Source organism: Streptomyces sp. ADI95-16 (assembly GCF_003721495.1).
Taxonomy (GTDB): Bacteria; Actinomycetota; Actinomycetes; order Streptomycetales; family Streptomycetaceae; genus Streptomyces; species Streptomyces goshikiensis.
Map to the genome: position 1 here is coordinate 4,527,560 of NZ_CP033581.1, position 18,682 is coordinate 4,546,241.

The 18,682-nt window shown below is 72.7% G+C and carries 18 protein-coding genes; 8 read left to right on the forward strand and 10 right to left on the reverse strand.

Annotated features, from left to right (window positions below; all coding sequences use genetic code 11):
• Positions 1 to 37: 37 nt before the first annotated feature.
• Positions 38 to 1,366 carry an ArsA family ATPase gene (locus EES41_RS20070; protein WP_254211517.1) on the reverse strand — a complete coding sequence of 443 codons (1,329 nt, stop codon included), beginning with the start codon at positions 1,364 to 1,366 and terminating at the stop codon, positions 38 to 40.
• Positions 1,363 to 2,346, reverse strand: coding sequence for an ArsA-related P-loop ATPase (locus EES41_RS20075; protein ID WP_123079755.1), 984 nt, complete (start codon positions 2,344 to 2,346; stop codon positions 1,363 to 1,365). Before EES41_RS20075 ends, EES41_RS20070 begins: the two co-directional genes overlap by 4 nt.
• An 84-nt stretch (positions 2,347 to 2,430) precedes the next feature.
• On the opposite strand from EES41_RS20075, the gene EES41_RS20080 reads away from it, so the two are divergent.
• From EES41_RS20080 to EES41_RS20100, 5 genes are all read left to right on the forward strand, one after another.
• Positions 2,431 to 2,592, forward strand: coding sequence for a DUF4177 domain-containing protein (locus EES41_RS20080; RefSeq protein WP_008742438.1), 162 nt, complete (start codon positions 2,431 to 2,433; stop codon positions 2,590 to 2,592).
• On the forward strand, positions 2,589 to 3,059 hold the full coding sequence (locus tag EES41_RS20085) for a RidA family protein (protein ID WP_008742436.1): 471 nt from the start codon (positions 2,589 to 2,591) through the stop codon (positions 3,057 to 3,059). The genes EES41_RS20080 and EES41_RS20085 overlap by 4 nt, the downstream gene beginning before the upstream one ends.
• 340 nt (positions 3,060 to 3,399) lie before the next feature.
• Entirely contained in the window at positions 3,400 to 4,314 is a 915-nt protein-coding gene (locus EES41_RS20090) for an NUDIX hydrolase (RefSeq protein WP_123079756.1), read from the forward strand.
• A complete protein-coding gene (locus EES41_RS20095; protein ID WP_123079757.1) occupies positions 4,311 to 5,156 on the forward strand; it encodes an MBL fold metallo-hydrolase in 846 nt (281 codons plus the stop codon). Before EES41_RS20090 ends, EES41_RS20095 begins: the two co-directional genes overlap by 4 nt.
• Positions 5,153 to 5,434, forward strand: a complete 282-nt coding sequence (locus tag EES41_RS20100; protein ID WP_073774249.1) for a hypothetical protein — start codon at positions 5,153 to 5,155, stop codon at positions 5,432 to 5,434. The genes EES41_RS20095 and EES41_RS20100 overlap by 4 nt, the downstream gene beginning before the upstream one ends.
• Before the next feature lie 146 nt (positions 5,435 to 5,580).
• Here the strand turns inward: EES41_RS20100 and EES41_RS20105 are convergent, their stop codons facing one another.
• On the reverse strand, positions 5,581 to 6,426 hold the full coding sequence (locus tag EES41_RS20105; protein ID WP_123082585.1) for a nucleotidyltransferase domain-containing protein: 846 nt from the start codon (positions 6,424 to 6,426) through the stop codon (positions 5,581 to 5,583).
• A gap of 139 nt (positions 6,427 to 6,565) precedes the next feature.
• A complete protein-coding gene (locus EES41_RS20110) occupies positions 6,566 to 7,240 on the reverse strand; it encodes a Crp/Fnr family transcriptional regulator (protein ID WP_003981529.1) in 675 nt (224 codons plus the stop codon).
• Positions 7,241 to 7,533: 293 nt separating this feature from the next.
• Here EES41_RS20110 and nth point away from each other — a divergent pair, with 293 nt between their 5' ends.
• The 3 genes from nth (at position 7,534) to EES41_RS20125 (ending at position 10,568) form a co-directional block, all read left to right on the forward strand.
• Positions 7,534 to 8,352, forward strand: coding sequence for an endonuclease III (gene nth / locus EES41_RS20115; protein WP_254211774.1), 819 nt, complete (start codon positions 7,534 to 7,536; stop codon positions 8,350 to 8,352).
• A gap of 358 nt (positions 8,353 to 8,710) precedes the next feature.
• On the forward strand, positions 8,711 to 9,352 hold the full coding sequence (locus EES41_RS20120) for a CoA pyrophosphatase (RefSeq protein ID WP_037794095.1): 642 nt from the start codon (positions 8,711 to 8,713) through the stop codon (positions 9,350 to 9,352).
• A 13-nt stretch (positions 9,353 to 9,365) separates the two neighbouring features.
• Complete coding sequence (locus tag EES41_RS20125) at positions 9,366 to 10,568, forward strand: MarP family serine protease (protein WP_123082586.1); 1,203 nt, start codon at positions 9,366 to 9,368, stop codon at positions 10,566 to 10,568.
• Positions 10,569 to 10,696: 128 nt separating this feature from the next.
• Here the strand turns inward: EES41_RS20125 and EES41_RS41500 are convergent, their stop codons facing one another.
• From EES41_RS41500 to EES41_RS20150, 6 genes are all read right to left on the reverse strand, one after another.
• Positions 10,697 to 10,870 (reverse strand): hypothetical protein, encoded by a 174-nt coding sequence (locus EES41_RS41500; RefSeq protein WP_008742428.1) that lies wholly within the window; start codon positions 10,868 to 10,870, stop codon positions 10,697 to 10,699.
• 128 nt (positions 10,871 to 10,998) lie between these two features.
• A complete protein-coding gene (locus EES41_RS20130) occupies positions 10,999 to 11,985 on the reverse strand; it encodes an alpha/beta fold hydrolase (protein WP_123079759.1) in 987 nt (328 codons plus the stop codon).
• Positions 11,982 to 12,440 carry a phage holin family protein gene (locus EES41_RS20135; RefSeq protein ID WP_008742426.1) on the reverse strand — a complete coding sequence of 153 codons (459 nt, stop codon included), beginning with the start codon at positions 12,438 to 12,440 and terminating at the stop codon, positions 11,982 to 11,984. The genes EES41_RS20130 and EES41_RS20135 overlap by 4 nt, the downstream gene beginning before the upstream one ends.
• A 54-nt stretch (positions 12,441 to 12,494) precedes the next feature.
• Complete coding sequence (gene nhaA, locus EES41_RS20140) at positions 12,495 to 13,916, reverse strand: Na+/H+ antiporter NhaA (protein WP_254211518.1); 1,422 nt, start codon at positions 13,914 to 13,916, stop codon at positions 12,495 to 12,497.
• A gap of 223 nt (positions 13,917 to 14,139) precedes the next feature.
• The gene (acs, locus tag EES41_RS20145) at positions 14,140 to 16,095 is read right to left on the reverse strand and encodes an acetate--CoA ligase (RefSeq protein ID WP_123079761.1); all 1,956 of its coding nucleotides are present in this window, start codon (positions 16,093 to 16,095) and stop codon (positions 14,140 to 14,142) included.
• A 193-nt stretch (positions 16,096 to 16,288) separates the two neighbouring features.
• Complete coding sequence (locus EES41_RS20150; protein ID WP_123079762.1) at positions 16,289 to 18,676, reverse strand: SulP family inorganic anion transporter; 2,388 nt, start codon at positions 18,674 to 18,676, stop codon at positions 16,289 to 16,291.
• Between the last annotated feature and the right edge of the window lie 6 nt (positions 18,677 to 18,682).

An 18,682-nucleotide genomic window follows, 5' to 3' on the forward strand; every position in this document is an offset into this window, starting at 1 on the left:
GACGCCCCCGCATCCAGGGGCGTGGCGTACGGAACGCCTATGCTCCGGCCGGAACCCCGGCCGCGAGCCGCTCTCCGATGGCCCGTAGCCCGGCGAGGTCGTGCACATCGCCGGGCAGGGCGGCCACCTCGGCCACCGCCACCTCGGGATGCAGCGAGGTGAAGCGGTCGCGCGTGCGCTGTTCGCGCGCGATCACCTGCATCCGCTCGGCGTGCAGGCGCAGCAGCCCTGCCGTGATCTCGTCGACGTCGGCATCGGCCTCGGCAGCGGTGTCGGCACCGAGGTCGAGACCGGTATCGGGAGTGGAGCGGTCGTCGTCACGAAGTCCAGCTTTCCCGGACTCCTGATCGACAATGCCGCCCTCCTCAAGATTCTCCGCGGCCGCCAACGCCCGCTCGGCGGACAGCTGATCGGCGTCGCTGCCGTGTACGCGGTTCAGCACCAGCCCGGCCAGCGGCATCCGCTCCGCGGCCAGCCGCTCGACGAAGTACGCCGCCTCGCGCAGGGCGTCCGGCTCGGGCGCCGCGACCACGAGGAAGGCCGTACCGGGCGCCTGGAGCAGCCGGAAGGTGGCGTCCGCGCGGGTGCGGAATCCGCCGAACATGGTGTCCATCGCGGCCACGAAGGTCTGTACGTCCTTTAGCAGCGAGGCGCCCATCAGCTTGCTCAGGGTGCCGGTCATCAGCGACATGCCGACGTTGAGGAACTTCATCCCGGCACGGCCGCCCACCTTCGCGGGGGCCATCAGCACCCGGATGAACTTCCCGTCCAGGAAGGACCCCAGGCGCTTCGGCGCGTCCAGGAAGTCCAGCGCGGACCGGCTCGGCGGGGTGTCCACGACGATCAGGTCCCAGTCGTCCCGGGCCCGGAGCTGCCCCAGCTTCTCCATCGCCATGTACTCCTGCGTGCCGGCGAACCCGGCGGACAGGGACTGGTAGAAGGGGTTGGCCAGGATCGCCTCGGCGCGCTCCGGGTCCGTGTGGCCCTCGACGATCTCGTCGAAGGTCCGCTTCATGTCCAGCATCATGGCGTGCAGTTCGCCCGGGGCACGGCCGTCCCCGTCGCCGCCGACTCCGCCGTCAACGTCACCGTGACCCCCGTCGCCGCCGACCCCGGCGACCTTGCGGGGCGTGTTGTCCAGCGAGTCGATCCCCATCGACTGGGCGAGCCGCCGCGCCGGGTCGATGGTGAGCACCACCGCCCTCCGCCCGCGCTCGGCCGCCCGCAGGCCCAGGGCGGCGGCGGTGGTGGTCTTGCCGACCCCGCCCGAGCCGCAGCACACGATGATCCGGGTCTCGCGGTCGTCCAGCAGCCGGTCGACCTCCAGCCGCGCCGGCTCGTCCATGGCCATGCCCGCCTCGCTCATTCGTCGTCCGCCTGTTTCCGGAGTTCCGTCGCCAGCTCGTACAGCCCGGCCAGGTCCATCCCCGTGCCGAGCAGCGGGAGTTCGTACGTCGCCGTGCCCAGCCCCTCCAGTACGGTGCGCTGCCCGCGCTCCAGCTCCACCCGGCTCGCGTGCTCGGCGGCCTGGGCGACCAGCGGGCCCACCAGCCGCTCGGCCAGCCCGCCGCGCCGGGCGCCGCCGAGCCCGGCCCGGGACAGCGCCTTGGCGACATCGGCCCGGCGCTCCCCGGAGGCGGCGCGCAGGGCGTCTGCGTCCAGATGGTGCGGGCGCACCATGTTGACGATGACCCGCCCGATCGGGAGCCCGGCCGCGCGCAGTTCCTCGATCCCGTCGGCGGTCTCCTGGACGGGCATCTCCTCCAGCAGCGTGACCAGGTGGACGGCCGTCTCCGGCGACTTGAGCACCTTCATCACGGCCTGGGCCTGGTTGTGGATCGGCCCGAACCGGGCCAGCCCGGCCACCTCGTCGTTGACGTTGAGGAACCGGGTGATCCGCCCGGTCGGCGGGGCGTCCATGATCACGTGGTCGTAGACGAACTTCCCGGCCTTGTCCTTGCGCCGGACCGCCTCGCACGCCTTGCCGGTCAGCAGGACGTCCCGCAGCCCCGGCGCGATGGTCGTCGCGAAGTCGATCGCGCCGAGCTTCTTGAGCGCGCGGCCGGCCGAGCCGAGCTTGTAGAACATCTGGAGGTAGTCGAGGAGCGCCCGTTCGGCGGCGATGGCGAGCGCGTACACCTCACCGCCGCCGCCCGGCGCCACGGCGATCTTCCGCTCCTCGTACGGGAGCGCCTCCGCGCCGAAGAGCTGCGCGATTCCCTGCCTGCCCTCGACCTCCACGAGTAGAGTCCGCTTGCCCTCGCGCGCGAGGGCCAGCGCGAGTGCCGCGGCGACCGTGGTCTTGCCGGTGCCGCCCTTGCCGCTGACCACCTGGAGCCTGCTCACAGCGCCCGAGCCTAATTCCTCCGTCACGACACCGGTGGTGCCGGGTGGCGATGTGGCGCTGTCGCGGCGGCTACCCTCGCTCCCATGTCTAAGAAGTTCGAATACGCGACGGTCCCGCTGCTGGTCCACGCCACCAAGCAGATCCTGGACACCTGGGGCGAGGACGGCTGGGAGCTCGTCCAGGTCGTGCCCGGTCCGAACAACCCCGAGCAGCTCGTCGCCTACCTCAAGCGGGAGAAGGCATGAGTGCCGTCGAGGCGAAGCTGGCCGAGCTCGGCCTGACGCTGCCGGAGGTCGTCCCGCCGCTGGCCGCGTACCAGCCGGCCGTGCGCTCGGGTTCGTACGTCTTCACCGCGGGCCAGCTGCCGATGGTCAAGGGCAGCATGCCGATCACCGGCAAGGTCGGTGCGGAGGTCTCGGCGGAGCAGGCCAAGGAGCTGGCGGCGGTCTGCGCGCTGAACGCCCTGGCCGCCGTCAAGTCCGTCATCGGTGACCTCGACAAGATCGCGCGTGTCGTGAAGGTCGTCGGATTCATCGCCTCCGCTCCCGACTTCACGGCCCAGCCGGGCGTGCTGAACGGTGCGAGCGAGCTGCTGGGCGAGGTCCTCGGCGAGAAGGGCGTGCACGCCCGCAGCGCGGTCGGCGTGGCCGTCCTCCCGCTGGACGCCCCGGTCGAGGTCGAGATCCAGGTCGAGCTCGTCCCCGGAGCCTGACCCTCCGGGGGCTGACCGGATCGCGGGCCGCGAGCCGAGGGCCGTGCCTGCGACGGGGAGGCTCCCCTTCCGGGCTACGGAGTCGTTCACGGACGGGCCGGGTGCGCATGCGCCCGGCCCGTCCGGCGTCCCCGGCCGCCGCGCCGCGCCGGCGGCGTCTCGGGACGCGGCCCCGGCGTCGGGGCTGCGCGGGTCGGGGCGCGGCGCACCGGCGGTGTTCGGGGAGCGGGCCCGGCGAGGTTCGGGGCGCGGCCCGGCGGGGCCCGGCCGCACCACGCCGGGGGCCAGGTGGCGCGGGTGGCCCCTCGAACATCGGGCCGGATGGCCGTAGCATCCCGCCATGCCGAACGGTGATAACGGAACGCAGAGCCCGCCCCCCTCCGGAGGCCAGTGGTACCCCCCGGAGTGGCCCGACCGCATCCGCGCCCTCGCGGACGGCGCCCTCACCCCGGTGGACCCCAAACGCGCCGCGACGGTGATGCTGCTGCGCGACACCCCCGACGGCCCCGCCGTGCACATGCTCCGCCGACGCGCCTCGATGGCCTTCGCCGGCGGTGCGTACGCCTACCCCGGCGGCGGTGTGGACCCCCGCGACGAGGACCACCGCATCGGCTGGGCCGGCCCCGCGCTGGCCGACTGGGCCGAGCGCCTCGGCACGGATCCCCGTACCGCCCAGGCGATCGTCTGCGGAGCCGTCCGGGAGACCTTCGAGGAGGCCGGCGTACTCCTCGCGGGCGAGACCCCCGACACCGTCGTCGACGACACCACCGCCGACGACTGGGAGGCCGACCGCGCGGCCCTGGTGGCCCGCGAGCTGTCCTTCGCCGAGTTCCTCGACCGCCGCGGCCTCCTGCTGCGCTCCGACCTGCTCGGCGCCTGGGCCCGCTGGATCACCCCCGCGTTCGAGCCGCGCCGCTACGACACCTGGTTCTTCGTCGCCGCCCTCCCCGAGGGGCAGCGCACCCGCAACGCCTCGACCGAGGCCGACCGGACCGTCTGGATCCGCCCCTCGGACGCGGCGCGCGGCTACGACGAGGGCGAGCTGCTGATGATGCCGCCCACCATCTCCACGCTGCGGTCCCTGGAGCCGTACGAGAGCGCCGCCGAGGCCCTGACCGGCGCCGTGGTCCAGGACCTCACTCCCGTCCTCGCCCAGGCCGCCCTGGAGGACGGCGAGGTGGTCCTCAGCTGGCCGGGCCACGACGAATTCACCAAGCGCGTGCGCCTCGGGCGCCCCGGAGGAGCCTCCGCATGACCGACGCCGCCGCACTCCCCGGCCAGCCCCGCGGCACGGTCACCTCCGGGCGGGCCACCGCCCGCGCGGTGAACGTCCTGGCCCCCAACGCCTCCGCGATGACCCTGGACGGCACGAACACCTGGCTCGTCTCCGAGCCCGACTCCGACCTCGCCGTCGTGATCGACCCCGGGCCGCTGGACGACGTACACCTGCGGGCGGTCATCGACACCGCCGAGCGGGCGGGCAAGCGGGTCGCCCTGACCCTGCTCACCCACGGCCACCCCGACCACGCCGAGGGCGCCGCCCGCTTCGCCGAGCTGACCCGGACCAGCGTCCGCGCCCTCGACCCGGCGCTGCGCCTCGGTGACGAGGGGCTGGCCGCGGGTGACGTCATCCGCACCGGTGGGCTGGAGATGCGGGTGGTGCCGACCCCCGGCCACACCTCGGACTCGCTCTGCTTCCACCTGCCCGCCGACCGGGCCGTCCTGACCGGAGACACGATCCTCGGGCGCGGCACCACCGTCGTCGCGCACCCCGACGGCCGTCTCGGCGACTACCTGGCCTCACTGCGCCGGCTGCGCTCGCTGACCGTCGACGACGGGGTGCACATCGTCCTCCCCGGGCACGGTCCGGTCCTCGACGACGCCCAGGGCGCGGTGGAGTTCTACCTGGCCCACCGCGCGCACCGGCTCGCCCAGGTGGAGACCGCCGTCGAGAACGGGCACGTCACGCCCGAGCAGGTGGTGGCCCACGTCTACGCGGACGTGGACCGCTCGCTGTGGCCGGCCGCGCAATGGTCCGTCCGGGCGCAGCTGGAGTACCTTCAAGATCACGGACTCATCCCGGGGGGATCTGAATGACCACGCTGTACCTGCTGCTCGCGCTCATCGGCACCGCCGCGTGGATCACGGCGACGGTGTCCCAGCGGATGAAGGCGCTGGAGCGCCGGGCCGACCGGCTGGAGCACCGCCTCGGCCTGGTCCTGGAGCACTTCGACATCGAGGAGCCTGAGCCGGCCGGGCTGGACGAGGTACGGGCCCTCGCGCGGGACGGCCGCACCATCGAGGCGATCCGGGTCTACCGCCGGGTCACGGGCGCGGACCTGCGCGAGGCCAAGCAGGCGGTCGAAGCCCTCTAGCGGCTCCGGCGGGCCACAAGCGCTCCGGGCGGGCCCTGCGGCGGGCTCCCGGCGCTCCTGCGGGCCCTCGGGCGGGCCTCAAGCGCTCCCGCGGGCCCTCGGGCGGGCCTTTCAGTGCGCTCCGCTCCGGTGGAGCCCAGCGGGCCTCAGTGCGCTCCTGCGGGCTCCGGCGGGTCCTGCTCCGGCGGGCCCTGGCGCGGCGCCTTCGCGCCGTGCCGGGCGGTGTACTCGTCCGCGAGCCACGGCCCGAGGTCCTCTACGAGGCCGCGCACCACGGCCGGGTCCCCGACGGGGTCCAGCGCCACGGCCGCCGCGGCCCGCATCTGCGCGGCGCGCTCGGGGTAGTACCGGCCGAAGATCTCCGCGGACTCGGCGAGATCGCTGGTCCAGCCCGCGTAGCGGGGCATGACCAGCGTGAACCCGGTGCGCACCAGGTGCCGCGCGAAGGCCCGGCTCAGCTTCCGGTGCTCCTCGGGCGTGTCGGCCGCCCGGGCGCGGTCCCGCCAGGTGGGGAGCACGTCGGCCAGGCCGCCGTTGGTCTCGCGGGCGAGCAGGCTGTCCGGCCGGTAGCGGGGCAGGTGCTCGGCCAGGTCCGCGCCGAGCAGCGGGGTGCACAGGCAGGCGAGGAACCAGCCGAGGTCGAAACGTTCCTGCTCGCTCAGCAGGGCGTCCTTGCCGTACAGCAGGATCCCCGCGCCGTCGATCTGCGGGAAGTCCTCGTCGAGCCCGCGCGCGAGCACCTCGGCGGCGTCGCGGTCGTCGTCGCCGGGCTCGTGGTGCAGGGCGAGCAGCAGGTCGAGGTCGGACCGCCCGGGGCGGGCGGTGCCGCGCGGGACGGACCCGTACAGGTACGCGCTGTGCAGCCGCCGCCCGTACGCCTCCGCGACCCGCGAGCGCGCGGCGGCGACGACGGGGGCGAACTCCCGCTGGACCCGCCCGAGGGAGCCCTCCCGCTCGAAGTACCCGTACGCGTCCAGCCCTCTGTGCTCCATGCCGCCCACTCTGCCCTTCCCCGGGCCGGGGTTCGACGGGTTTTGATCCGGCCGGATCCGGCCACGCCGGCGTGGCGCGAAACGCGCGGAGGGGCCCCGCCCTTCCGGGCGGAACCCCTCCGCGAAGTCGTACTCCGGATCAGCGCGAGCGCTTCGCCAGGCGTTCCACGTCCAGCAGGATCACCGCGCGCGCCTCCAGGCGGAGCCAGCCGCGGCCCGCGAAGTCGGCCAGCGCCTTGTTCACGGTCTCGCGCGAGGCGCCGACGAGCTGGGCCAGCTCCTCCTGCGTGAGGTCGTGCACGACGTGGATGCCTTCCTCGGACTGCACGCCGAAGCGGCGCGACAGGTCCAGGAGGGCGCGGGCCACGCGGCCCGGGACGTCGGAGAAGACCAGGTCGGACATCTGGTCGTTCGTCTTGCGCAGGCGCCGGGCCACGGCGCGCAGCAGCGCGGTCGCGACCTCGGGGCGGGCGTTCAGCCAGGGCTGGAGGTCGCCGTGGCCGAGGCCGAGCAGCTTGACCTCGGTCAGCGCCGTCGCCGTGGCGGTGCGCGGGCCCGGGTCGAACAGCGACAGCTCGCCGATCAGCTCGCCGGGGCCGAGGACGGCCAGCATGTTCTCGCGGCCGTCGGGGGAGGTGCGGTGCAGCTTCACCTTGCCCTCGGTGACGACGTACAGCCGGTCACCGGGGTCGCCCTCGTGGAACAGGGCGTCACCGCGTGCGAGGGTCACCTCGCCCATGGAGGCGCGGAGCTCCGCGGCCTGCTCGTCATCGAGCGCCGCGAAGAGCGGGGCACGCCGCAGTACGTCGTCCACGAGTCTCTCTCCTATGTCGACCAGCTCCAGGGGACCGTGCTCCCCATTTTGCCGGACGGCTCAAACAGTGCAGTGCGATCAATCACAAGGATGCCGGACGCACGGGTGTGCTGTGCGGCGAGAGGCCTTTCGGGGTGGTGTTACCTGAGGTCCGGGCGGGTGTCAGCGCCCGGCCTTAGGCTGGCCGGGTGTCCAATAAGCCGGTGAGAGCACAGGCCAAGGGGTCCGCGGCAGTGCCGGGGGTCCGTAATTCAGCCGTGGGCGAACAAGCCCCCGCGAAGGCGTCCCCGAAGATCCCGTCGACCCCCCAGGGCAAAGCTTCGGCCAAGAAACCGAAGGCGGAATCCCGCGTCGCCCTGGTCCGGAGGGCCCGCCGGATCAACCGGGAGCTGGCCGAGGTGTACCCGTACGCCCATCCGGAGCTGGACTTCCGGAATCCCTTCGAGCTGCTGGTCGCGACCGTCCTCTCCGCCCAGACGACCGACCTCCGCGTGAACCAGACGACCCCGGCCCTCTTCGCCGCCTACCCGACCCCGGAGGACATGGCGCAGGCCGCTCCGGAGGCCCTGGAGGAGATCATCCGGCCGACCGGGTTCTTCCGGGCGAAGTCGAAGTCCCTCCTCGGCCTCTCGCAGGCCCTGCGCGACAACTTCGGCGGTGAGGTCCCCGGCCGGATCGAGGACCTGGTGAGCCTCCCGGGCGTCGGCCGCAAGACGGCCAACGTGGTCCTCGGCAACGCGTTCGGCGTCCCGGGGATCACCGTGGACACCCACTTCGGCCGCCTGGTGCGCCGCTGGAAGTGGACCGAGCAGGAGGACCCGGAGAAGGTCGAGGCGGAGGTCTGCGCACTCTTCCCCAAGAGCGAGTGGACGATGCTCTCGCACCGCGTCGTCTTCCACGGCCGCCGGATCTGCCACGCCCGCAAGCCCGCCTGCGGCGCCTGCCCGATCGCCCCGCTCTGTCCGGCCTACGGGGAGGGCGAGACGGACCCGGAGAAGGCCCGCAAGCTCCTCAAGTACGAGAAGGGCGGCCAACCGGGCCAGCGCCTGAGCCCGCCGCCGGACTACCCGGGCCGGCCGGCCCCGCCCCTGGGCGCCACCCCGGCATCCTGAGCACGCAGCACAGACCGAGGAACGAATCCGGCCACGGCCCGCGTTGTGCCGGTGTCGGGAACGACAGGGAGCAGGGGTGCCTATGACGCGCGGAAGCGGTAGCGGGACGCGGGACGAGAGCGTGGCCGCCCAGCCGGCCCCGCCCCCACTGCACGCCCGGCCGGGCCGGCAGGGCCCGTACGAGGGTCACGGCGGCCACGATGGTCACGGCGCCCACGACGGTCGCGGCGGCCACGATGGTCACGAGGGTCACGGCAGCCACAGCAGCCACGGCGGCGTGCGCGACGGCCTCCGCGACGGCCTCGGCGACGACGTCGGCGACGGCGTCCGCGAGGCCCCCGTCCTCTCCACCGACGGGCTGCCCGGCTGGCTCGATCCCGTGGTCCGTGCCGCGCGTACGGTCCGGCCGACGCAGCTCAGCCGCTTCCTGCCCCCCGAGGACGGCCGGGGCCGCCAGTCCGCCGTCCTCGTCCTCTTCGGCGAGGGCCCCCGCGGCCCCGAGCTGCTGCTCCAGGAGCGCGCCGGCAGCCTCCGCTCGCACGCGGGCCAGCCCTCCTTCCCCGGCGGCGCCCTGGACCCGCAGGACGGCGATCCGCAGACCACCGGCCCGCTGCGCGCCGCCCTGCGCGAGGCCGAGGAGGAAACCGGCCTGGACCCGGCCGGGGTCCAGCTCTTCGGGGTGCTGCCCCGGCTCTACATCCCGGTCAGCGAGTTCGTCGTGACCCCGGTCCTCGGCTGGTGGCGCGCCCCGAGTCCGGTCGGCGCCGTCGACCCGGCCGAGACGGCCCGGGTCTTCACGGTTCCCGTGGCGGATCTCACGGATCCCGATCATCGGGTCACCGTGGTCCACCCCGGCGGCTTCCAGGGCCCCGCCTTCACCGTCGAATCGGCTCTGGTCTGGGGATTTACCGCCGGTGTGATCGACCGGCTCCTGCATTTCGCGGGCTGGGAGCAGCCCTGGGACCGCTCGCGCGAGGTCCCGCTCGACTGGCGCGCATGAGACGGTGACCCTCGTGAACGTGCTGGACATCCTGTTGCTGGTCGCCGCCGTGTGGTTCGCGATCGTCGGCTACCGCCAGGGGTTCGTCGTCGGCATCCTGTCGGTGATCGGCTTCCTCGGCGGTGGTCTTGTCGCCGTGGCCCTGCTCCCGTTGATCTGGGACTGGGCGACGAACAACGGCACCGAGGTCACCACCCCGGTCGTCGTGATCGCCGTCGTCGCGATCATCATCTGTGCCTCGATCGGTCAGGCCCTGACCACCCATCTGGGCAACCGGCTGCGCCGCAACATCACGTGGTCGCCCGCCCGCGCCCTCGACGCGACCGGCGGGGCGCTGGTCAACGTCGTGGCGATGCTGCTGGTGGCGTGGCTGATCGGATCGGCGCTCGCCGGTACCTCGCTGCCCACCCTCGGCAAGCAGGTGCGCAACTCCAAGGTGCTGCTCGGCGTGTCGAGGGTGGTGCCGACCCAGACGAACACCTGGTTCTCCGACTTCAGTTCGACGCTGGCCCGCAACGGCTTCCCGCAGGTCTTCAGCCCGTTCTCCAACGAGCCCATCACCGCGGTGCAGGCTCCCGATCCGGACCTCGCCACCGGGCCCGTCGCCGCGGCGGCCAAGCGCTCGATCGTGAAGGTCGTCGGCACCGCGCCCAGTTGCAGCAAGGTGCTGGAGGGCACCGGCTTCGTCTTCGCGCCGGGCAAGGTGATGACCAACGCCCATGTCGTCGGCGGCGTCGGCGAGCCGACCGTGCAGATCGGCGGCGAGGGCAAGCTGTACGACGGCAAGGTCGTGCTCTACGACTGGCAGCGCGACATCGCCGTCCTGGACGTGCCCAAGCTGAAGGCGCCCGTGCTGGAGTTCACCGAGAGGGACGCGGTGACCGGCAGCGACGCGATCGTCGCCGGGTTCCCCGAGAACGGCGGGTACGACGTCCGCGCCGCCCGGGTCCGTACCCGGATCAACGCCAACGGCCCGGACATCTACCACCGGGGCACCGTCCGGCGCGATGTGTACTCGCTGTTCGCCACGGTCCGTCAGGGCAACTCCGGCGGCCCGCTGCTGACGCCCGACGGCAAGGTGTACGGGGTGGTCTTCGCCAAGTCCCTCGACGACCCGAACACCGGATACGCCCTGACGGCGGACGAGATCCGCGATGACATCCAGCTGGGGAAGACGGCGAACCGGCGGACCGACAGCCAGGGCTGCGCCCTCTGACCACCCGCCCGGGGCCACTCCGCCCGGCCGTACCCCGCCCGGGGCCACTCCGCCCGGCGGCGCCCTGCCCGGCGCCACTCCGCCCGGCGGCCTGACCCGTCAGGACCGCCGGCGCGGCCGCCGGCGCTCTACATCCGCGGATGGCGCAGGCGCGCCGAGACCCAGCGGGCCCGGCGGCGCAGGATGCGGGGGATGCCGAGTCGGGGGTCGTGGCCGTCGCGGCCGGCCCTCTCGTGGGTGCCCGGCGTCGCTGCCGAGCGGCCTTCGTGTGCGGTGTCACCGTAGTCGTGCGTCCAGCCCATACATCGAGCTGTGCCCGGGCCCCAAGGTCGGTAATCCCGTCAGGGGCGGCCAATTGGCCTATGCGCCGGGCAATTGAATGTTCGTAAGACAAGCCCGCGAGGGGCGGGTTGGGCGGTCCGCCCTGCGATCAGCGGTCCGGCTCGGGGTCCTTGAGCCAGTTCACCAGCTCGGTGGAGAAGGCCGCCGGGTCCTCTTCGTGCGGGAAGTGCCCCAGGCCGTCGAACAGCCGCCACCGGTAGGGGGCTTCGACGTACTGCCCGGAACCGGCCGCGCTGCGCGTGCGCATCACGGGGTCGAGGGAACCGTGCAGGTGCAGCGTCGGCACCCGCACCGGCCGCTTCATCCGCCGGTTGAACTGGAGGCCGTCCGGCCGCGCCATGGACCGCATCATCCAGCGGTACGGCTCGATGGAGCAGTGCGCGGTGGAGGGGATGCACATGGCCCGCCGGTACGCGGCGATGCGCTCGTTGCCCTCGGCGTCCTTCTCGTCCTCGTCCCGCAGCAGCGGCCCGGACCAGTCCCGGATCAGCTGCCCCACGAGCGCCCCGTCATCGGCGACGAGCTGCCGCTCGGGGATGAACGGCCGCTGGAAGCCCCAGATGTGCGAACTCGCCCGGGTCTGCCCGAAGTCCGCGAGCATCGCGGCGCGCCACCGCCGCGGATGCGGCATCGAGGACACCACGAGCCGGCGGACCAGCTTGGGCCGCATCACGGCCGCCGTCCACGCGAGGTAGCCGCCCAGGTCGTGTCCGACGAGCGCGGCGTCCGGCTCGCCGAGGGACCGGACGACCCCGGTGATGTCGAGCGCCAGGTTCGCGGGGTCGTAACCGCGCGGGGTGCGGTCGCTGCCGCCCACCCCGCGCAGGTCCATGGCGACCGCGCGGTACCCGGCGTCGGCGAGCGCGACCAGCTGGTGCCGCCAGGTCCACCAGAACTGCGGGAACCCGTGCAGCAGCAGGACCAGCGGCCCGTCACCCAGCTCGGCGACGTGGAAGCGGGCCCCGTTGGCCGCGACGTCCCGGTGGATCACCGTTCTCCCGCCGGGCACGCCGAGCCGGACCGCCGTGGCGGCGGTGGGCGGGGTACTGCCGAAATCCGGCGAGGGAGCTGTCATGAGGTCGAGCGTGCCACACCCACGGCCTTGTCACTGACCGGCCGGGGATGGGGCTTGACGGTCCCGACCAGCGCGGCGGTCTGCTTGACCGAGGCGATCGTCTTCTCCGGCGGCTTGACCTTCTTGAACTTCGACACGGCGATCAGCGCGAGCAGGCCCGCGAGCAGCAGGAACGCCACGCCGACGATGAGGAAGGACCAGGCGAGCCCGAGCCCGAGGTTGTGGATCCCGTACGCCGCGGCGAAGCTCAGCACCGGCAGCGAGAACAGCGCGAACACTCCGGCGATACCGATGGCGGTGCCACCGATCCCCGCGCGCTTGACGTCCTGGCGGATCTCCGCCTTGGCGAGGGCGATCTCGTCGTGCACCAGGGCGGACATCTCGGCGGTGGCCGAGGCGACCAGCTGGCCGAGTGTGCGCTCGGCGCCTTCTGCCCCTTGGTCCACTGCACTCATCGCTCTCTCCCTCTGTCGTCTGCCGTCGGCGGCTGTCCTGCGTCGTCAGTCAGATCATGCCGGACGGTCGCCCTCGGCGCTGGACCCGGCTGCGGCTTGCGCGCCGGAGGCCATCGCGGCGGCGGCCTTGCGGCGGTGTTCGGCGGCCTTCGCCTCGTGGATGCGCGCCATGCGCAGGTGGTACTCCGGCTTGTCCTGCTCGTAGATGTCGGGGATGCCGTCGAGGTCCTCGTCGAGCTCCTCGGCCTCGGTCAGCGCCCGGTACTTGCGGTCGCGCAGCTTCAGCAGCACGCTCGCGATGATCGCGGCGATGAGCGAGCCGATCAGGACGGCGGCCTTGACCTCGTCGGTGAGGGCGGCGTTGTCGGTGAAGGCGAGCTCGCCGATCAGGAGCGAGACGGTGAAGCCGATGCCGGCGAGCGAGGCGACGGCCAGCACGTCGGGCCAGGCGAGGTCCTCGTTCAGTTCGGCCTTGGTGAAGCGGGCGGCCAGCCAGGTGCCGCCGAAGATGCCCACCGCCTTGCCGATGACCAGGCCGAGGAGCACGCCGAGGGTCTCGGGCCGGGTGAAGACCTGCGCGATGGACTTGTCGGAGAGGGAGACCCCGGCGGAGAACAGGGCGAAGAGGGGAACGGCGATGCCGGCGGAGAAGGGGCGTACGAGGTGCTCGATGTGCTCGCCGGGGGACTGCCGCTCGCCCTCCTTGCGGGAGCAGCGCAGCATCAGGCCCATGGCCACGCCGGCGATGGTGGCGTGGACGCCGGAGTTGTACATCAGGCCCCAGATGACCAGGGCGAGCGGAACGTAGACGTACCAGCCGTGGACGCCCTTGCGGAGCAGGAACCAGAAGAGGACCAGGCCCACGACCGCGCCGCCGAGGGCCAGGAAGTCGATCTCGCTGGTGAAGAACACCGCGATGATCATGATGGCGAAGAGGTCGTCGACCACGGCCAGGGTCAGCAGGAACGCCCGCAGGGCGGACGGCAGCGAGGTGCCGATGACCGCGAGTACGGCGAGCGCGAAGGCGATGTCGGTGGCGGTCGGGACGGCCCAGCCGTTCATCGCGCCGCCGCCGAAGACGTTGACCAGTACGTAGATCAGCGCGGGCGCGGCCATCCCGCAGACGGCGGCGATCACCGGGAGGGCGGCCGCCTTGGGGTCCCGCAGATCACCCGCGACGAGTTCGCGTTTGAGCTCGATGCCCGCGACGAAGAAGAAGACGGCGAGCAGGCCGTCGGCCGCCCAGTGCTGGAGCGAGAGGTCCAGGCCCAGGGCGGCGGGCCCTATGTGGAAGGACCGGACGCTGTCGTAGCTGGCGGAGACGGCGGGGATGTTCGCCCACAGGAGGGCGGCGATCGCGGCCACGAGGAGCAGCACACCGCCGACGGTTTCGGCGCGCAGCGCGTCGGCGACGAAGCGGCGCTCGGGGAGGGAGAGACGTCCGAGCAGCTTGCGGCGGGGTGTGGGCGTGGCCACGGGTGGGCACCTCCGGATGGTCGACGGCATGACAAAACCTGTTGCCGACCAGACTTCCCGGCGCACCCTGTTAAGAAATTTACGCTTTCACTACTTTACAGGGCGCACGCAAGGTCTAACTGGATGATCGTCACTTTAAGCGCGAAACGGGCATGCGGCGCGTCGCGCCACATGCCCGTCCCGTTGCCGGGCCGGCCGCCCGTCGCGCGGCCGGCCGGCCGGATCAGTCCTCGCTGCCCGCCGCAGGCAGCTTGCTCTGGATCAGGTCCATCACGGAGGAGTCGGCCAGCGTGGTGACATCGCCGACCGCCCGGTTCTCCGCGACGTCGCGCAGCAGACGCCGCATGATCTTGCCCGAGCGGGTCTTCGGCAGCTCCTGGACCGGCAGGATCCGCTTCGGCTTCGCGATCGGGCCGAGCGTGGCGCCCACGTGGTTGCGCAGCTCCGCGACCAGGCCCTCGGTCTCGGAGGCGGTGCCGCGCAGGATCACGAAGGCCACGATGGCCTGGCCGGTGGTCTCGTCGGCCGCACCGACCACGGCCGCCTCGGCGACCGAGGGGTGCGAGACCAGCGCCGACTCGACCTCGGTCGTCGAGATGTTGTGGCCGGACACCAGCATCACGTCATCCACCCGGCCGAGCAGCCAGATGTCGCCGTCCTCGTCCTTCTTGGCGCCGTCGCCCGCGAAGTACTTGCCCTCGAAGCGCGACCAGTAGGTGTCGATGTACCGCTGGTCGTCGCCCCAGATGGTGCGCAGCATCGACGGCCACGGCTCGGTGAGGACCAGGTAGCCGCCCCCGCCGTTCGGGACCTCGCGCGCCTCGTCGTCCACGACGGTGGCGGAGATTCCGGGCAGTGCGCGCTGCGCCGAGCCGGGCTTGGTGTGGGTGACGCCGGGGAGCGGCGAGATCATCATCGCGCCGGTCTCGGTCTGCCACCAGGTGTCCACGATCGGGCAGCGGTCGCCGCCGATGTGCTTGCGGTACCAGATCCAGGCCTCGGGGTTGATCGGCTCGCCGACCGAGCCCAGCACGCGCAGGCTCGACAGGTCGAACTTCGCGGGGATGTCGTCGCCCCACTTCATGAACGTCCGGATGGCCGTGGGCGCCGTGTAGAGGATGGTGACGCCGTACTTCTGCACGACCTCCCAGAAGCGGCCCTGGTGCGGGGTGTCCGGCGTGCCCTCGTAGATCACCTGGGTGGCGCCGTTGGCGAGCGGCCCGTAGACGATGTAGGAGTGCCCGGTCACCCAGCCGATGTCGGCGGTGCACCAGTAGACGTCGGTCTCCGGCTTCAGGTCGAACACCGCGTGGTGGGTGTACGCGGCCTGCGTGAGGTAGCCGCCCGAGGTGTGCAGGATGCCCTTGGGCTTCCCCGTGGTCCCCGAGGTGTAGAGGATGAACAGCGGGTGCTCGGCGTCGAAGGGCTGCGGCGCGTGCTCGGTCGACTGCCGGCCGACGATCTCGTGCCACCAGACGTCGCGGCCCTCGGTGAAGGCGGTGTCCTGGCCGGTGCGCCGCACCACCAGGACGTTCTTGACCTGCGGACACTTGCCGACGGCCTCGTCGATGGCGGGCTTGAGGGCGCCGGGCTTGCCGCGGCGGTAGCCGCCGTCGGCGGTGATCACGAGCTTGGCGTCGGCGTCCTGGATGCGGGAGGCCACGGCATCGGCGGAGAAACCGCCGAAGACCACGGAGTGCGCGGCGCCGACGCGGGCGCACGCGAGCATCGCGACGACCGCCTCCGGGATCATCGGCAGGTACACGGCGACGCGGTCGCCGGCCTGTACGCCCAGCTCGGTCAGGGCGTTGGCGGCCCGCGAGACCTCGTCCTTGAGCTGCGCGTAGGTGATCGACCGGCTGTCGCCGGGCTCGCCCTCGAAGTGGATGGCGACGCGATCGCCGTTGCCGGCCTCGACGTGCCGGTCCACGCAGTTGTACGCGACGTTCAGCTTGCCGTCGGCGAACCACTTCGCGAAGGGCGGGTTGCTCCAGTCGAGCGTCTCGGTCGGCTCCGTGTCCCAGGTCAGCCGCCGGGCCTGCTCGGCCCAGAAGCCCAGCCGGTCCGCATCGGCCTGTGCGTACGCAGCCTCGGTCACATTGGCGGCGGCGGCCAGATCGGCGGGCGGTGCGAACCGCCGCTCCTCCTTGAGCAGATTGGCCAGGCTTTCATTGCTCACGACATCTCCCTTTCCCAGGGTGTCCGTTGTGTCCCCGGGGCATAGCTCATCAGTCAGACGACCAGGTGACAAGGGCTAGCCGGAAATTGGTTTAGACCTATATCGCGTACGGGCCACACGAGCGAGTGGCCCCTTCCCGCTGCAGGATGCGGGAAGGGGCCACTGCGTTGCACGGAATCCGGAGGGTATCGGTTCACACCCGCGAGGACGCCACGCCGTGGGCCGCGGGGCTCGCCTCCTCCGGTCCGCGTCCTGTCGGCCGGACGCTGTCGAAGACCCGGCAGTCGAAGAAGTCCTCGCCCTCGGACAGCAGGTACGCCTGGGCCTCGCCCACGTGGAAGTACATCCCGTGCAGCTCCAGCGTGCCCTCGGCGAGCCGCCGGGCCACCGACTCGTGGGCCCGCAGGTGCTCCAGCTGCTGCACCACGTTGGTCAGGCAGAGCTGTTCCACCGCGTCCGCCGGGAGCCGTCCGGAGATCCGGGCCCAGGCGTGATGGCGGCTGGCCATCCGCTCCAGGCTGGGCAGCCCGTGCCGCAGCCACCGGCGCAGCGGGGTCGGCGGGGCTCCGGGCGTGGAACTCAGCAGGGCCTGCATGGCTCCGCAGCCCGAGTGCCCGCACACCGTGATGCTGTCCACCTTCAGTACGTCCACGGCGTACTCGATGGCCGCCGCGACGGAGTCGTCCGTGGCCTCGGCCCCCGGTGGCGGGACCAGGTTGCCGACGTTGCGGACCGTGAAGAGATCGCCCGGGCCACTGGCCGTGATCATGCTCGTGACCAGGCGGGAATCGGCGCAGGTGAGGAACAGCTGGGAGGGCCGCTGCCCCTCGCGGGCGAGCCGGGCCAGTTCATCGCGGACATGAGGTGCGGTATCCCGCTGGAACGCGCTGATACCGCTGGCCAGTTGGCCCGCCCCGCGGCGACGGGGCTCCGCCCGGGCCGCTTCGGCCGCGCCCGCGGACGCCGCCGCGCCGGGCCTCGTGCGCTCGGCGGCCGAGCGGTGAGCGCAGTGGTTCTGCCACGGGGTCCAGGGGCGACAGCAGTGGTGGGCCCCGCGTTCGTGCCGGTCGGTTTCGGGGATCCGGGCGCCGGAGCGGCCGGTGACCTCCACCGAGCCCCCGTGCGCCAGGTGGGAGTCCTGCCAGTCCTGGAGCGTCTCGTACGCCGCGTGGTCCATGAACGAGCCGTCCAGCTCGACCACCGCGGGCGCGTCGTGCGGGATCTGGTTCAGCACCCGGCTCAGCCGGGGCACCGCGAGGAAGGTCAACTGCCCGTGCGCCCACACCCGGTGGACCCCGTCGAGCACCTCCACCGTGATCCGCGTCCGCGTCAGCCGGTACAGGGCCAGCGCGACGGCGACCGCGATGCCGATCGCGACCCCCTCCAGTACCCCGCCGAGCACCACGCCCGCGATGGTCGTGGCGTAGACGAGGGCCTCGCGGTGCCGGGTGACACTGCGCAGGTGCGTGATGCTGACCATCTGCACGCCCACCGCCATCACCAGCGCGGCCAGCGCGGCCAGCGGGATCAGGTCGAGGACCGGCGCGAGCAGCCCGGCCGCGATCAGCACCCACAGCCCGTGGAACATGGCCGATTTCCGGCTGGCCGCACCTGACTTGACGTTCGCCACGCTGCGGACGGCCACACCCGTCACGGGCAGCCCGCCCAGCGCCCCGGAGACGATGTTGGCCGCGCCCTGGCCGCGCAGCTCCCGGTTGAGGTCCGCGCGCGGCGGGCGGTTGCCCGTACCCCGCTCGGAGGCGATCAGCTTGTCGGTCGCGACCGACGACAGCAGCGACTCCACGCTGCCGACCAGGGTGATCGTCAGTACGGCGGCGATGAGGCCGAGGACCGGGCCCTCGGGCAGCTCGGGCAGCGCGTGGCTGCGCCAGGACGGCAGGTCCACCCGGGGCAGGCTGAGCCCGGCGAGCGACGCGAACGCGGTGGCGGCGGCGACGGCGGCGAGCGCGGCCGGCACCTTGCGCAGCATCCGGCCGGCCCGCCCGGGCAGCCGCGGCCAGCTGAGCAGGACGGCCATCGTCAGCGCGCTGATGCCGAGCGCGACCGGATGCAGATCGGCCAACTGCGCGGGCAGCCCGCGGACATTGGCCACGACGGAGCTCTGTGGGGTGCCGCCGAGCACGATGTGCAGTTGCGCGACGGCGATGGTCACGCCGATGCCCGCGAGCATGCCGTGCACGATGGCCGGGCTGACCATCAGCGCCGACCGGGCGGTGCGCAGCAGGGCGAGGCCGAGCTGGCAGAAGCCGGCGAGCACCGTGATGGCGCAGGTGGTCCGCCACCCGTAGCGCTGGATCAACTCGGCGGTGACCACGGTGAGTCCGGCGGCGGGCCCGCTCACCTGGAGCGGGGCGCCGCCGAGCCGCCCGGCCACGATTCCGCCGACGGCCGCGGCCACCAGGCCGGCTTGGAGCGGGGCGCCGGTGGCCAGGGCGATGCCGAGGGAGAGCGGCAGGGCGATCAGGAAGACGGCGATGGAGGCGGACAGGTCCGCCGGGAGGTCGGGGGGAAGCCGGGAGGGGAGGCCCTGGGCGGTGCGGTCGGGGGAGGTGGCTTTCATTGGTCC